Source organism: Kocuria sp. CPCC 205258 (assembly GCF_040981005.1).
Lineage (GTDB): Bacteria > Actinomycetota > Actinomycetes > Actinomycetales > Micrococcaceae > Kocuria > Kocuria rosea.
The window spans coordinates 1-13,131 of record NZ_JAVKPS010000017.1 but is presented as its reverse complement, the minus strand read 5'-3'; the positions used below and the strand labels follow the sequence as shown (position 1 = coordinate 13,131).

At 66.6% G+C, this 13,131-nt stretch carries 18 protein-coding genes; 11 read left to right on the top strand and 7 right to left on the bottom strand.

The window, feature by feature from the left end; translation table 11 throughout:
* Positions 1–16: 16 nt before the first annotated feature.
* Together RF644_RS18090 and RF644_RS18085 are read right to left on the bottom strand one after the other, a co-directional pair.
* Positions 17–316 (bottom strand): hypothetical protein, encoded by a 300-nt coding sequence (locus RF644_RS18090; RefSeq protein ID WP_290468098.1) that lies wholly within the window; start codon positions 314–316, stop codon positions 17–19.
* Positions 313–936, bottom strand: coding sequence for a DUF6668 family protein (locus RF644_RS18085; protein ID WP_368797569.1), 624 nt, complete (start codon positions 934–936; stop codon positions 313–315). Before RF644_RS18085 ends, RF644_RS18090 begins: the two co-directional genes overlap by 4 nt.
* Before the next feature lie 170 nt (positions 937–1,106).
* Between RF644_RS18085 and RF644_RS18080 the strand changes: the two genes are divergently transcribed.
* From RF644_RS18080 to RF644_RS18065, 4 genes are read left to right on the top strand one after another with little or no spacing between them, the layout of a single operon-like run.
* Positions 1,107–1,349 carry a helix-turn-helix domain-containing protein gene (locus tag RF644_RS18080; RefSeq protein ID WP_368797568.1) on the top strand — a complete coding sequence of 81 codons (243 nt, stop codon included), beginning with the start codon at positions 1,107–1,109 and terminating at the stop codon, positions 1,347–1,349.
* Between the two features lie 16 nt (positions 1,350–1,365).
* Positions 1,366–2,784: a chromosome partitioning protein ParA gene (locus RF644_RS18075; RefSeq protein WP_368797567.1), complete on the top strand. Its 1,419-nt coding sequence runs from the start codon at positions 1,366–1,368 to the stop codon at positions 2,782–2,784.
* Positions 2,784–3,896, top strand: a complete 1,113-nt coding sequence (locus RF644_RS18070; protein ID WP_368797566.1) for a transglycosylase SLT domain-containing protein — start codon at positions 2,784–2,786, stop codon at positions 3,894–3,896. Before RF644_RS18075 ends, RF644_RS18070 begins: the two co-directional genes overlap by 1 nt.
* The gene (locus RF644_RS18065; RefSeq protein WP_368797590.1) at positions 3,893–4,477 is read left to right on the top strand and encodes a hypothetical protein; all 585 of its coding nucleotides are present in this window, start codon (positions 3,893–3,895) and stop codon (positions 4,475–4,477) included. Before RF644_RS18070 ends, RF644_RS18065 begins: the two co-directional genes overlap by 4 nt.
* Before the next feature lie 55 nt (positions 4,478–4,532).
* Here RF644_RS18065 and RF644_RS18060 read toward each other — a convergent pair whose 3' ends face one another.
* From RF644_RS18060 to RF644_RS18045, 4 genes are read right to left on the bottom strand one after another with little or no spacing between them, the layout of a single operon-like run.
* A complete protein-coding gene (locus RF644_RS18060; RefSeq protein ID WP_368797565.1) occupies positions 4,533–4,973 on the bottom strand; it encodes a hypothetical protein in 441 nt (146 codons plus the stop codon).
* Positions 4,974–4,984: 11 nt separating this feature from the next.
* On the bottom strand, positions 4,985–5,578 hold the full coding sequence (locus tag RF644_RS18055; RefSeq protein ID WP_336650597.1) for a hypothetical protein: 594 nt from the start codon (positions 5,576–5,578) through the stop codon (positions 4,985–4,987).
* Positions 5,575–6,576 carry a hypothetical protein gene (locus RF644_RS18050; RefSeq protein ID WP_368797564.1) on the bottom strand — a complete coding sequence of 334 codons (1,002 nt, stop codon included), beginning with the start codon at positions 6,574–6,576 and terminating at the stop codon, positions 5,575–5,577. Before RF644_RS18050 ends, RF644_RS18055 begins: the two co-directional genes overlap by 4 nt.
* Entirely contained in the window at positions 6,576–6,989 is a 414-nt protein-coding gene (locus RF644_RS18045) for a hypothetical protein (RefSeq protein WP_368797563.1), read from the bottom strand. The genes RF644_RS18050 and RF644_RS18045 overlap by 1 nt, the downstream gene beginning before the upstream one ends.
* A gap of 249 nt (positions 6,990–7,238) precedes the next feature.
* Between RF644_RS18045 and RF644_RS18040 the strand changes: the two genes are divergently transcribed.
* The 4 genes from RF644_RS18040 to RF644_RS18025 all read left to right on the top strand — a co-directional run bounded on the left by RF644_RS18040 (position 7,239) and on the right by RF644_RS18025 (position 10,668).
* Entirely contained in the window at positions 7,239–7,454 is a 216-nt protein-coding gene (locus RF644_RS18040) for a hypothetical protein (protein ID WP_047802221.1), read from the top strand.
* Between the two features lie 270 nt (positions 7,455–7,724).
* Complete coding sequence (locus RF644_RS18035; RefSeq protein WP_368797562.1) at positions 7,725–8,828, top strand: hypothetical protein; 1,104 nt, start codon at positions 7,725–7,727, stop codon at positions 8,826–8,828.
* Between the two features lie 125 nt (positions 8,829–8,953).
* Positions 8,954–9,394: a LexA family protein gene (locus tag RF644_RS18030; RefSeq protein WP_368797561.1), complete on the top strand. Its 441-nt coding sequence runs from the start codon at positions 8,954–8,956 to the stop codon at positions 9,392–9,394.
* Positions 9,395–9,408: 14 nt separating this feature from the next.
* The gene (locus RF644_RS18025) at positions 9,409–10,668 is read left to right on the top strand and encodes a Y-family DNA polymerase (RefSeq protein WP_368797560.1); all 1,260 of its coding nucleotides are present in this window, start codon (positions 9,409–9,411) and stop codon (positions 10,666–10,668) included.
* Between the two features lie 767 nt (positions 10,669–11,435).
* Here the strand turns inward: RF644_RS18025 and RF644_RS18020 are convergent.
* Positions 11,436–11,618 (bottom strand): hypothetical protein, encoded by a 183-nt coding sequence (locus tag RF644_RS18020; protein WP_368797559.1) that lies wholly within the window; start codon positions 11,616–11,618, stop codon positions 11,436–11,438.
* Positions 11,619–11,651: 33 nt separating this feature from the next.
* Between RF644_RS18020 and RF644_RS18015 the strand changes: the two genes are divergently transcribed.
* The 3 genes from RF644_RS18015 to RF644_RS18005 all read left to right on the top strand — a co-directional run.
* A complete protein-coding gene (locus RF644_RS18015; protein ID WP_368797558.1) occupies positions 11,652–11,915 on the top strand; it encodes a glutaredoxin domain-containing protein in 264 nt (87 codons plus the stop codon).
* A 75-nt stretch (positions 11,916–11,990) separates the two neighbouring features.
* Positions 11,991–12,323 carry a hypothetical protein gene (locus RF644_RS18010; RefSeq protein WP_368797557.1) on the top strand — a complete coding sequence of 111 codons (333 nt, stop codon included), beginning with the start codon at positions 11,991–11,993 and terminating at the stop codon, positions 12,321–12,323.
* Positions 12,324–12,405: 82 nt separating this feature from the next.
* On the top strand, positions 12,406–13,131 hold a 726-nt coding region (locus RF644_RS18005; RefSeq protein WP_368797556.1), incomplete at its 3' end, for a ParA family protein.

Genomic DNA, 13,131 nt, shown 5'->3' with positions numbered 1-13,131 from the left:
CTGCGTCTGGTGGTGGTTATGCCCCGGCGATGAAGGTCAGGATCGAGGCTCCACCGGAGATCAGAGCCACGGCCAGGACGATCTTGATGATCCCGGATACTTCTTCAGTGGTCTCTCCACGGCGGGCGTCGAAGGCCATCTTTCCGCCAACCACCAGCAGGCCCAGCACAGCAATGCCCAGGGCGATCCATTTGCCGACACCGACCATGCGGTTCCAGGTGTCGCCGATGCCGGGAGGGGCCAGGGGGCTGGAGTCGGGCAGGTTGGCCGGCAACGCCAGCACGGTGTCCTGGGTGGCAAGTACGAGGTCGATCATTGGGGGGTCCTCTCGGAGATGAGTTCATCGACTGCCTCACCGAGGGCGGTGAGGACTTTCCTCGGCTCACGGGCCAAGGACTCCCAGTCCGTGGCTCCGGTGAGTCGGAGTTCTTCGATCCAGGGCACCACCCAGGTGGAGGGGACACCACCGGAAATCACGCGGGTCGCTGCTGCCAGGGGTTTCGGGGTCTTGCCCGGGGTGCCGGCCACGATCACCAACCCCGCGAGCACTACCTCCGGGTGTTGCCCGGAGGCCCAGTCCTGGGCGGCACGTCGAGCTGCTTCCAACCCGCCATGCGTCTGTCGGGCGAGCAGGACAACGACAGGAGACGGTGCCTCTGGGGTGGGAGAAGGCCAACGGTGATGGCATTCGACACCGCCCAGCAGCTCCCGGAAGGTGGTCTCTCCCGCTCCGCCATGGGCGCCCAACCAGTACGGACCAGCAGAGGACGTGGAGAACCGTTCGAGCCGTCGGTCGCCGTCCGGTGCGGAAACCCCCTGCTGGGGCGCCTGCGCCCCCCGAAGCACCGGGGGCGGCTCAGGATGGGTCTCCTCCAGAAGCGAGACCGTCTGGGTCCCCGTGCCGGGTGCGACGAACCCCGTCCACCGATTGCCCATCTAGGCTCCTAAGTTGAATCCAATGCACCGAGGTGCATCCCCGTGGGCCACCCACGGAACCGAATTGAACATGTTCAACTATAGGCGGTTTCGAGCTATGGTGTGCAACCGTAAGCAACTTTTTCCCACTCTGATCTACCGGAGCCGCCGTGATCGCCGGAGCGCTCTCCATGACTGAGTCGCTGGACAGACTTTTCAACGGGTTGCCCGAGCGACTCACCGTGGCCCAGCTGACCGAGGTTTTGGGGCTGTCCAGCACCACGGTGACCTACCGGTGGCTGAGGGATGGGCGGGTGCCAGCCATACAGCTGGGCTCGCACTGGATCATCCTCCGGGACGACGTGAGAGAGCACCTGCGTGCTCACTACAACGTCTCTCAGCAGCCCAACCTCGGAGTGGGGGATACCGACTGATACGAAAGGCATCCCCATGGCGCAGGCGCTCGACCGTCCGCGATGCACCGCAACGATCACCGACGACGACACCGTTGAAGTCTCCATCGACGGTGTGGTGACCCCCCTGAACTCGATGGACGACGCCATTGCCCAGCTAACCGAGACCGCGCGTATCTTGGGTCGGCCCGTCAAAGTCGTAGCCATCGACCCGTCTTCGGACAGCGAACTCGAGACCTACCTGGTCGTTGGGCCTGACGGGGAGGTCTCCACCGACGGGACGGCCACTCCCCTACCTCGGGCCGGGCGTCGAGGCAGCCGTGCGGTCAGCCTCGATGAGCTCGTGCCCGCCGAGTCGGCCCCGGAGCCACTGCTGACCGAGCCCGAAAGTTCCTCTTTTGAGGAAGCCGAGCCGATGCCTTCCACCCTCGTCGCGCCGACTTTCGAGAGCGCGTCGCAGCCCCGTCCCATGCAGGCAAAGTCAACGCCCTCCAGCGCCCCGGCGCTGCAACCATCGGACACGACAGTCTGGGACATCGACTCCGCCCCCAGTTTCATCGCCACCGACAGCTCCCTGGCCGACGCACCAGCCACCCACGGCTGGCGCGGAATGCTCAACCGTATCGGGATGCACCTGCCTCCCGGGCCTGGGGAAGTAGTCGAACGAGAAGACCTGGCCGCGGTCTCACGGCACTGGATCGGCTCCCGCACCATCGCGGTCGTCAACCAGAAGGGCGGTGCCAACAAGACCCCCACCGTTGCACTGCTCGCCGCCCAGTTCGCCCGCCACGGCGGGGCCGGCGTGCTCGCCTGGGACAACAACGAAGCCATGGGTTCCCTGGGCTGGCGCACCGACGGCGCCGGCCACGACTCCACCGCACTGGACCTTCTCCACCACGCCAATCACTTCCTCACCGCCGAAGCCAAAGCGGCCGAGCTGGCCGCTTTCGTCCACCACCAAGCCCAGGATGCCTACGACGTCCTGCGCTCCGACGAATCGCCGTCCAATACCCACGAAATCACCGGGGCCGAGGTGGACGCCTTGCACCGGGTCGCCGAGAAGTACTACCGGCTCGTCATCATGGACAGCGGCAACTCCACCCGGGGCGAGAACTGGGCGCACATGATCGCCCACACTGACCAGATCGTCATCGCCACCACCACCGAGTCCGACAAGGCCCAGGGCGGAGTCAACGCCCTCAAAGCCCTGCACGCCGGAGGCCCCCATGCCGGGGAACTGGCCCGCAATGCCGTGGTGGTCATCTCCGAGCTGATGCCCTCGCACAGCACCAAGGCCCACGCCATCGCCCAGGAGTACGCCCCGTTCGTGCGTGAGGTGGCCATCGTCCCCTTCGACCCGCACCTGGTGCAGGGCCGCATTCACCACCGACAACTGCGCCCCGCCACCCGACGGGCCTGGCTGCACGCCGCAGCCCTGGTCTCCCAGAGCTTCTGATGGCCGGACCCCGCCCCCGAACCCTCGGCGGCGCGGCCCTGCTGCTCCTTGGACTGCCGGTGGGCATGACCATGGCTTTGACCATGCTCGTGGCCACCCTGGCCGAGGATGAAGACGCCGCGGGCTTGTCCACCAGCTGCACGGCCACCGCCGTCGGCACCAACGAGAAGGCCAATGTGGTGTCCGTTCCCAACGGCTGGGGGCCGCTCGTGGACGCGGCCGCCAGACAAGCCGGACTGTCGGCCAGTCTGGTCGCCGCGCAACTGGCGCAGGAGTCCGGGTGGAATCCGGACACCACCAGTCCCGTCGGCGCCCAGGGCCTGGCCCAGTTCATGCCCTCGACCTGGAACACCTACGGCCGCGGCGGCAACCCCTTCGATCCCGAAGATGCCATCGCTGCCCTGGGCCGCTACATGGCAGCCCTGAAAAGCCAAGTTCAGCCCATCGCCGGGGACGATCCGGATGAGCTCGTGCGGCTGACCCTGGCCGCCTACAACGCCGGACCCGGTGCGGTGCAGGAGCACCACGGCGTCCCGCCCTACCCGGAGACCCAGCAGTACATCGAGAAAATCCTCGACGGCGCCCAGGGCAATTTCTCCGCCGGCTGCAAGGCTCCTACCGGTGCCAGGGCCTGGGACGGCGACCTCGGTGACGGGCAATGGACGACCCCGCTGCCCGGCGGTGTCTTCACCTCCGGTTACGGCGGCCGCGCCCTGGCCGGTGTCCCGTCCTGGGCCAACCAGCACGTGGGCGTGGACATCGCCACCCCCGGGGCCGGCAACGGCAGCGGCGGAGTCGTCGTTGCCCCCACCAGCCTGCGAATCACCGGGTTCAACGCCGCCGATGGCTGCGTGATCGCCAAAGAGAACGGGTCCGACCCCGACTTCGGCTTCGCGTTCTGTCACCTGCACTCCTGGGACGTGACCAAGGGCCAGAAGCTCAAACGCGGGGACATCATTGGCGTCGAGGGCAACCACGGACGCTTCGGCATGGCCACTCACCTGCACTTTGAGATCTACAAGCCCGGCGCCCCCGACCTCGTCTTCCCCTACCAAGGGCACAACCTCGACCCCGAGCCCATCCTCAAAGAGAAAGGTGCGTGGCCGAGATGATGCGCCATCAACTCAGCCTCGCCGCAGCACTGCTGCTGTGCGCGTTGCCGCTTGCCGCCTGTGACTCGCCCAGCAAGGCCCAGCAAAGTTCCCCAGAAGCCACTGTCTCTACTGTGCCGCCACAGCTGGGCGAGGGAACTTTCACCACCCCGGACGACGCTGACCGCACTGACGTGGATTCCACTGCCGAGGTCGCCGCCCTGATGCTCCACTTCTGGGACACCGCCACCGATCGCACCGAGACCGCTGCCGCGGTCCGGGCCAAGCCGCTGATGTCCGCCGACTGGGCCGCGCATCAGGTCGAGCCCGAACGCAACGCAGCAGGTGCCCCGTGGCTCGCGGCCGCTGAGCACCAGGGGTACAGCGCACCCACCATCGTCCCCGTCCACGGCGACGTCAATCAGGACGTCGCTCCGGACAAGGCCATCCGCGCCTACACCGTGGAATGGACCTGGAATACCCGCGACGGGGCCACCGTCCACGAAACGGGTCGTCGGCAGGTCACCCTCTACCTCGAGGAGCACGACGGCCAGTGGGACGTCGTCGGCCATCAATCCCGCGACATGGGTGACGCCGAGTAGGTAGATGAACGAAGGAGGCCGGCCCTGCCGTTGTGGCGGGGCCAGCCTCCTTTACCTACTGTGTGGAGTCGTCCTGAGAGGAACTTTCCTTCTTCTCGATGACGTCCAGGATCGCCTGAAGCCCTTCAGGATCGATCTGACCGAGGGCCCGGGCGGCGAAGTTGCGGACCTCGGCTCGCCGGAGGGCGCGGACCGTGTGGAGTTCTTGCTCAACCTGCTGAGGGAGCGGCCCATCTTCCTGCACGAGGTATCTCGGGTCCACCCCGAACACTTCCCCCAGCGCCCGGAGCAGTTTCCCGTCGGGACGCACCCGGATGTCGGCTGTTTTCAGGTAGTGCCATTTCGTCCGTGAGATGGCCACGCCGCGGTCTTTGAGGCCTTGCTGGATCGTGGTGAAGTCGTAGAGCTGGCCGGCTTCGGTGCGCAGGGTATCCAACAGCAGGTTGATCTTGTCGGCCAAGATCTGGGCTGAGCGTTCCCGGTTGGCGTCCCCCACGTGGTTTCTCCTCATGTAACGATCCAGGCGTAGATGCTGCCCAGGAAGGCCAGCCCGTAGATGAAGCCTGAAATCACCTGCGGACCGGTGTGGTCCTGGAGTCGGATGCGGCTCCAGCACACCGCCAGGCCCACCGGAACAAACAGCAGCCCGACAACACCCCAGGATGTTGTCAGGGCAACAATAGTTCCGCCCATCATCATGCCGTGCCCGGAGATCTTCCACCACGGACTCACCACAGCGATCACCAGCCCGGCCAGGAACGTGGCCACGAGCAGCGCCACGATCTCGATCGGTCCCTGCAGCAGGATCGCCGCCGCGAGGTAGCTGAGGACCAGCACCAGCACCCCGGCCATCACCGGTCGGCGGTGCTCCTTCACGCTCACGTGGTGGTCGGTGAGCACCCCTCGGCGCACCAGCATGAGGACCACGGCCAGCGGAACCCCGCACACGATCAGGGCCGCGCTGATTCCCCACCACAGCGAGGCCGCAGATGGGTTCGCCCCCCAGGGCAGCGCGATGAGCAGTGCCGCCAGCAGCACCGGAGGCTGGAAGGCTTCCGTGGCGGTTCTCTCCCAGCGGGGGACGACGATCGAGGTGCTCATGATGTGAGTTCAAATCTCCTCTCGGCGGCCTGCAGGGCACACCGTTGCTTTTCCGACAGGCCCGCGTTTTCGGCCCGCAGGGCGTCTTCGACGGCAATGACGGCACTGTAGAGAACCTTCTGGGGATCAGCCGACAGAGCGCTGGACCAATCCGGAGGGCGCCCACCAGGGCTCCACCGGTCCGCGCCGAGTTGGGCCCACACCGGGGCGATCCTCAGGATGTCCATGCGCAGACCCATCTTCAGGCGCCGGCCTTGGGCGTAGAGACCCAGCCACGCCACGGCTAAGCACACCAGCACGGCCCCGGGCAGGAAGACCGGGCCGAACGAGGCCCGCAGGGCCACAGCTATAGCATCCCACGTGCCTGAATACCCGAGGACTGCGTAGCCGGCCTCGAGCGTGCAGCCGAGCACGAGCAGAGAACCTCCCACACCCAGGCCGAGCAGCCCCGGCCACAGCAGGCGGTCGTGCCCATGCTGGCGCAGGGTGAGTTCCCGGAAGGCGACACGGGCAACATCGGCGGCATTCCAGGCTCCCATCACCATGATGAGCAGCGTGTAGACCAGGGTGCCGCCCTGGGCAAGGTGGTCCGGAATGAACGCTCCCGAGGTCGGGCCCCGGTCGATCGAGAAGAACGCTGCCGTCAGTCCCAGCAGCAAGGCGCTACCTATGGCGGCCTCCCGCAATGTCCGCGACCGGCTCCAGTCCCTGCGTTGCAGGGACTGGACAAGGGCCGCCCGCAGGCACCATACGGCGCTGAGTGCGAGCAGGTTGCGCACCAAATGGAAGATGTTCTCCCCGCCCAGCCACGCATCCACGGTCCGTTCGGGAACCATGACCCCGTTGGCCGAGAAGGCCAGTGCCGCCAACGCCGTGCCCACCCAGACGAAGTCCACTCGGCGTCGCCGCGCCACTCGTGGCAGACGAACGACCACTGCCACGGCGGCGAAGAGGAACGCCACGGCCTTGAGCAGACTCAACACCGCTCCGAGGCTCATCAGAAGGCCTCGAGCAGAGGATCCACCTGCTGGATCAGTCGGGCGGCCAACCTCGTGGCGGCGTTCTCTGCCGCGATCTCCTGGGCCGTCCAGGTCGAGGACCGCCCGAGAAGGGTCTTGATCCGTCGGGAGCCCCCGATGTGGGCGAAGGCGTTCCCCAGCGTCAGCTCGCATCCACCGTGCATGAGGAGGATGTGTCCGTACTCGTGCAGGATCACGTGCCGGCGCAGCAGCTCGCTCTCTCCGGCAGCATGGAAAATCCAGGACCGCTCAGCCTTCTCCAACCACAACCCCGTGACGTCCTGACCCAACCACGCCGGCGCCGGCTCGATGTGGATGGGCTTGCCGTGCCGACGCTGCACCTCCAGATGAAGACCCTCCCAGGTGAGATGGTCCGGCAGCTCAGCCAGCACATCGGAGTCGGAACGGGAAACAGTTCCCCCTAGCCAAGACATGCCCTCCAGGCTACCCGGAACTTGAACATGTTTATGTTGAACATGTTCAACATGTATTAGGGTGGATGCATGCCGCGCGGCACTTTGCGCCCGGCCGTAGATGACTCAGGCCATCGCTGCTCGCCTCGTGTACCGGAGGGATGAAAAATCACCGAGACACACCTGATACCGCTATCGGTAGCAGTGTCGATATGCCATGATCGACCCATGACCGAGTACCAGCAGCCGAAGTTGCAGGGCCACAAGGTGGCCCTGATGGCGCGTGTGTCTCCAGAACAACACCGCGCGGCGATCGAAGCATCGCATCAGGCGGGGCTCAGCATGGCCGAATACATCGGCGCCTTGATCGACCGCGACGCTGGAAGGTCCAACAAGCTCGACAACAGGGAGGAGCCGCGCCTACCGCTGGCTAATTCCGCTTAAACGACTGACGACCCGCCTGGCAGGGCGGGCCGTCGAAGTCATTCGGCTGTCTCAGGTCGCCAAACTCGCGACAGCCGTTCCAACAGCTAACTGAATCGGAACCTGTCATGAATCCAATACCAGGGGACTGTTGTGTCCCCTAGTGTACCTGAGGCGCGTCCGCAAATGGACCCCTCTTCACTCAGTCACGCCGATTTTCGGTCACATTCCGCCCCTGACGCTGCCCTCGAGGCCGCTGGGGAGTTCCCCTCACGTCGCCGGCGGGTGCGGGTGGAGCATGAGCAGTCCAAGGCCGTCGTGCTGCGGGCTGTGCCCAAGGGCTGTCAGCTCGCCAAGCACGTCGCCGCCTGGCGCCGGGCCGTGCTGGAGCACCCCAGCCTGGAGTTGATCCGTGCCGATGCCCGGGCGAACCTGTTGGCCGTGGTGGAGATCATCTGCCGCCAGCAGGACCCCGCCTCGCGCACCTGGCGCACGACCTGGGACTGGGTGGCCAACAAGATCGACCGCTCCCGCTCCACCGTGGCGCGGGTGATCCGTCACCTGCGCGAGTGCGGGCTGCTGGCCGTGGTGGCCACCGGCCGCAGCGCAGGGCGCACCCCGGCCGCCACCGGCCGCACCCAGGGCGAGGCCCCCGTCTACGCGCTCATCCACAGCACCCCTCAGCCGGCGGGTGAGCCTGTGGAACTAATTGACACCCCGGTCCCCACGAAGTGGGAGAGTCTTTCCCCGCACGCGCGCGAAGAGCTTTCCCCGAAGGACGCGGCTACGCCGCGACCCACCCGAAAACGCGCCGCGCAACGGCGCGAGGTGGTCGCCGCCCTAAGCCGTCGTACAGCCCCGCTGTGGCCCCGTCATGCGACGACGGAGCCTTTGACGAAGCGGGTGACCCGTCGGGCGCGGAAGGAGACTCAGCGGGCGGCGGCCCTGGAGCTCCAGCACGAGGCCATCGTCCTGCGCCATCTCACCACCGCCCACGTCGTGAGCGTGTGCAAACCGTTCTTCGAGGCCGGATGGACCATCGCCGATGTGCTCACCGCCCTGGACTGGACGCCTCAGGGCACCCGCTACGGCTTCCTCACCGTGGAGGGCATCGACAACCCCGCCGCCTGGCTGGCCGCCCGGATGCGTGCCTGGACCCACCCCGACGGCACCCCCCTGCGGTCCCGCGATCAGCGGGTCGCCGCCGAGGCCGCCCAGCGCCGCGCAGCCGCACGCGCGGCCGCCGAACGCTACGCGGCCCGGACGGCTGCCTCCGCGGCCGTCCCCGCGTCCTCCCCTGCGCCTGGCCCCCGCCTGCCGTTCCGGCAACGCTGGGCCGCCCAGATCGCCGCCGGCCAGAACCAGGCCGCTGGTGCGGCGGCCTCGGCTCCGTAGCCGGGCCTTGGCGTGTCCGGTCAGCGGGGGAGAATCCGCACCATCAGCACTAGTCAACCGTATATTTGTTCGGATCTATTGTGTTTATGGGCTGAGCTTTAGAATATGTGTTCTATCCTGGCCGCATGAGACACCCAGTACCGCTCACCATTGACCGCCCCGCGCTGGTCTCTGCGGTCCTGGTCCGAGTCCCGGCTGGCTTCCCCTCCCCTGCCCAGGACAGCTTCGACGACGGCCGGATCGACCTCAACGAGGTCCTGATCAGAGACGTGACGTCCACCTTCATCCTCCGCGTCACCGGAGACTCCATGGAAGGCATCGGGATCTACTCCGGCGACGAAGTCCTCGTGGACCGGTCCCTGACCCCCAAGGACGGCGATGTCGTGATCGCCGTCCTCGACGGGGACTTCACCATCAAGACCCTTCACGTCCACCCCGACCGGGTCGTGCTGCACCCGGAGAACCCGGCCTACCCGGACGTGGAGGTCCCGTCGCTGTCGACCCTGCACATTTGGGGTGTCGTGGTCTACGGCATCCGCCACGTCAACCAGCGGAAGCTGCACTAGGACGGTGGACGACGGTGATCGCCCTGGTCGACGTGAACAACTTCTACGCCTCCTGCGAGGCCCTCTTCGAACCCTCCCTAGCGGGTAAACCGCTGGTGGTGCTCTCCAACAACGACGGTTGTGTCGTCGCCCGCAGCGCTGAGGCTAAAGCCCTGGGGATCAAGATGGGTGACCCCTGGTTCCAGCTGCGCGCCGACGCCACCCGCTGGGGGTTGATCAAACGTTCCTCCAACTACCAGCTCTACGCGGACCTGTCGGAGCGGGTGATGCTGCTGCTGGCCCGCCACGCACGGGGTCAGGAGGTGTACTCCATCGACGAGTGCTTCCTCCTCCCACCCGAGGGCACCCCGGCGGAGCAGGTGCGGTGGGCGCGCCGGCTGAAAGCCACCGTGGCCCGCAATGTCGGACTGCCGGTGAGCATCGGGATAGCCGCCTCGAAGACGCGGGCGAAGATCGCCACCGAGGCCGCGAAGAAGCTGCCCGCCACCGGTGGGGTGGTCCACTGGGACCAGGCCCCCGAGGGGTACTGGGACCGGCTCATGGCGGCCCTGCCCGTCACCGAGGTCTGGGGCATCGCGGGACGGCTGGCCAAGCGCCTGGAGGCGATGGGCATCGAGACCATCGCCGACCTGCGCGATGCCGACCCGGTGACGATCCGGCACAAGTTCTCCGTGGTGCAGATGCGCACCGTCCTGGAGCTCAACGGCTTCCCCGCCATCCCCGTCGAGGACGAGGTCGCCACCAAACAGCAGATCCTGGTCTCCCGGTCGTTCCCGGACCCGATCTGGGACCCGGAGATCGTGGGCCAGGCGGTGGCCGAGTTCGCCCAACGCGCCTCCCGTCGGCTGCGCAAAGAGGGCGAGGTCGCTGGGCGCCTCACCGTCTTCGCCAGCACCTCCCCGCACCGGCCCGGACCCACCCACAATGCCTCAGCCCACGTGCGCCTGGCCGTGCCCACCAACGAGCCCACTCCCCTGGTGGCCGCAGCTCGGGCGGCACTGGTGCCCAAGCTCATGCACGGGATGCAGTACATGCGCGCCGGCATCCTCTGCACAGACCTCGCCCCCGAGGGCGCCGTGCCAGTTCTGCCCGGGGTGCTCGAGCAGCCGGCTCCGATCGGGGAGCTCATCGATGCGGTGAACCGCCGCTTCGGCACCGAAACCCTCGCCCTGGGCCGACACGGCGCCCACTCCCCCGCCCCCTGGACCAATCGCCAAGCAGATCTCTCCCCGCACTACACCACCGACTGGAACGAGCTCCGCACCGTCTCCTGAACACGCACTTCTTAGCTGGGCCGCACTAGAACTGACCTACTCCCCCAGTCGATCAAGGCGACAGTCCTCCTTGGGACTGGGTTGGCGGACGATGGCTGCCGCACATTTCCTCGGCCCTGGCGGGCCTCCAAAATGATTGCCCAAGGGAAGCTGCGGGAACCTGCGAGCCCGGACTGGACCGCGATCACTACCAGCACCTTTTTTGCGGCCGAGGTGGCGTACAACTGTGATGGGGTAAATGGATGGTTTGGAGTAAATAGAGGCTAATACTCCAATTAGATAGTGTGAGGGGGATGGAAGTGTCCAGGGAGGATGGGAGCTTTGGGTGTCCGCTCAGCCCTCTGAGCTCCGACGACTCAGTCGCTCTGTGGGCACTGGAGTCCAGGAGAAGCAGCGGACTGGGATGAGTCGGCATCCGCGCGCTTCGACGCATGTGGGCCCTGCTGAAGTCTTCGCAGGACGGGCATGTCGCTGCACGAAGAAGGGTCCCAACAGAAAGATCGTCGGCATGATCTAATCTACGGCGGTCCAGAAGGTTGAAGCCGAGGGCGAGGGATACGTTGCCGCCCGCGAGCAGCTGCTCGCCTCCATCCCCGAGGGATTCGAGCCACTCCACGTTTGCAGGGACTCTTAGGCGGCCACCCTTCCATGCGGTGTTCACGCGGATGCTCACGCCCCCTGCCGACTGCTCGTCAGTGAGGGGCCTTTGTCTGCGCGACCATTCCCAACCGCTCCTCAAAAGCTTCCATTTAGGCCATTTATTCCATTCATGTAATGGAGTAAATTAATGGAAGAAGTTCTGAAGTCAGACCTGTTGGCGAGGATGGCTTCACTACTTCGACATCGCCCACGTGCTCTATCCCCACGGTGTTCCCGGTGCCGGCACCGCCGGAGTCGTTGCCGTCCTCGACGACGACGGTGCCGTCGCCGGGCACAGCCTCTACGTCCAAGCCCCGCTCTTCCCCTGAGCTCAGGAGGGCATCATGACCACCATCACCCTTTACACCCTCCCCGGGTGTGTCGACTGCCAGGCTGCCGGCCAGTCCATGGACCGCAAGGACATCCCCTTCGGCCTGATTAATGTCGCCTCCCTGCCCGCGGCCGCCGACTTCCTCCGCGGCCTGGGCTACCAGGGAGTACCCGTGACCGTGGTCCGCGACGACGACGGCACCGTCCTCGACCACTGGCACGGACTGCGCCCGGACAAGCTCTACGCCCTGGTGCGACAGCGCGCCCAGCTGACCTGACCAGTGATCACCCGCAGATTCACGGCATCCCCATGCCCGGACCCCGGGAAGTTCACCCGCCCCCAGGAGGACGCCATGACCATCCAGCCCGAACACCACCGGACCAGCAAGCACCGGGCAACCGCCCAAGAGGCGGCACAGGCCGCCCAGGAGGTCCTGGCCGAGATCGAGAAGCTACGCGCGGCCGCCCAGGCCGCTGCCGACAGCGAGAAGTACACTCAGTGGCTCACTCGCCACGCCCGGCGCCTCGAGAACCTGGCGCGGAAGGCCAAGCACCTTTCGGATGCTGCCACCGAGGCGTGCGTTAACGCCGGCCACCTCGACGGGGAACACCTGGTGGAGGTCACCGCCACCGCCTGCCGCGCCCGGGACGACCTCTACCGCGTGTACTTCTCCATCACCGCGTGAGCCCCGTCGACACACCTGTGCATTCCATTTACTCAACGCCTCCATTTACTAAACTGAGAGAAACACTCAAAGGAGGCACCGTATGGACATCCTTGCCACCGTGCTGCAAAAGGGTGGCGTGGGCAAGACCACCACGGCCTACCACCTCATCCGTGCGGCCCAGCGCGCGGACAAGCGCGTGCTCGCCATCGACATGGACCCGCAGGGCAACCTCACCACCGCCCTAACCCCCGAACGGCTCCCCCTGGATGAAGTCAGCCTGGCCGATGTCATCAACCCTCAGCAGGCACCGGGGGAGGAGCCCGTAACCCTGGTCGACGTCATCGTGTCGACCATCTGGCCCGGGGTGGACCTAGCCCCCACTGTGGGGCGGGCCCTGGCGATCATCGAGCAAGAACTCACCCAGGCCCCCCGCACCGAGGAACGCGCCCGGACCCTCCAGCGCGCCCTCCAGGCGGTGGGGGAGCGCTACGACCTGGTCATCATCGACTGCCCGCCGAACCTGGGCATGCTCACCGTCAACGCCCTGGTGGCCGCCCACGGTGCCGTGATGGTCACCGAGGCCGGCCTGTTCGCCGCCGACGGGGTGGCGTTGATGCGCGACACCATCGGCTCCGTCCAGCAGCACTACAACCCCGACCTCACGATCCGCGGGGTGCTGCTCAACAAGTGGGAGCCGGCGACCCTGGCCGGGCGCGAATGGCGACTGACCCTCCAAGAAGCCCTGGGGGAGCAGCTGCTGGACCCGCCCATCCCCAAGCGCGCGGTGATCCGCGACGCCATCGAGACCGGCGATGCCCTGGACCGC